The sequence below is a fragment of the Kitasatospora nipponensis genome (genome assembly GCF_039528135.1).
Taxonomy (GTDB): domain Bacteria; phylum Actinomycetota; class Actinomycetes; order Streptomycetales; family Streptomycetaceae; genus Kitasatospora; species Kitasatospora nipponensis.
In genome coordinates, this window is the sequence record NZ_BAAALF010000753.1 from 1 (window position 1) to 676 (window position 676).

Annotated in this window: 1 protein-coding gene and 1 tRNA gene; both read right to left on the reverse strand. The window is 69.7% G+C overall.

From position 1 onward, the window contains the following. Positions 1–66: 66 nt before the first annotated feature. A tRNA-Ser gene (locus ABD323_RS43125) sits at positions 67–137 on the reverse strand. A gap of 293 nt (positions 138–430) precedes the next feature. Beyond that, a partial coding sequence (locus ABD323_RS43130) for an inositol monophosphatase family protein (protein ID WP_344447495.1) occupies positions 431–676 on the reverse strand: 246 nt, incomplete at its 5' end.

Consider the following 676-nt stretch of genomic DNA (forward strand, 5'->3'; position numbering starts at 1 on the left):
ATCGAACCCCCGGCTCACCGCTTTGGAGGCGGTTGCTCTCTACCGGACTGAGCTATACCCGCACGAGCCACCCGGCCGGACTTGAACCGGCGACATCCGTCATCTGCCGGTGCTCTGCTGGTCTGAGCTACGGGTGGTCGTTGGTCCTGATTCTGTGGCACGGCCTGCGCAAGGGCCACAGGTTTTCGGGCCCCGTGCCGTTGTGAGCCCTACCGGCTGTCAGGTGCCCTTCACGCCACGGCCCCTGTGCACCGCCGTCATTTTCAGCGCAGCGGCCCGAACCCGTCCGGGAGCTGTTGGTGATACTCGTGCTGGCGCTCGGGCTGCTGGTGGGCAGGCTGGTGCTTCGGCGCTGCGGTGGTACTCGGTACCGTCCTCGGAGCGCTGTGTGCCGCTGCCGATGATCCGGAGCGGGTGAGCTGACGTCCGATCAGGCGACGGTCGAGTGACCGTGGATCATCGACATGAGCAGCCCGTGGGTCTCGGCGTCGGCGGCCACCACGAGTCCGCGGCCGGCCGGTCCGACCGGGGCGCTGTCGATGCCGGTTACCACGCAGCCGGCGGCCCGGCAGAGTGCGATCCCGGCGGCGAAGTGGACGCTCGAGGAGAGGTCGCCGCCGTCGGTGACGTACGCGGCGCGCTTGCCGGCCGCGACCCAGGCCAGGGCCAGCGTGGT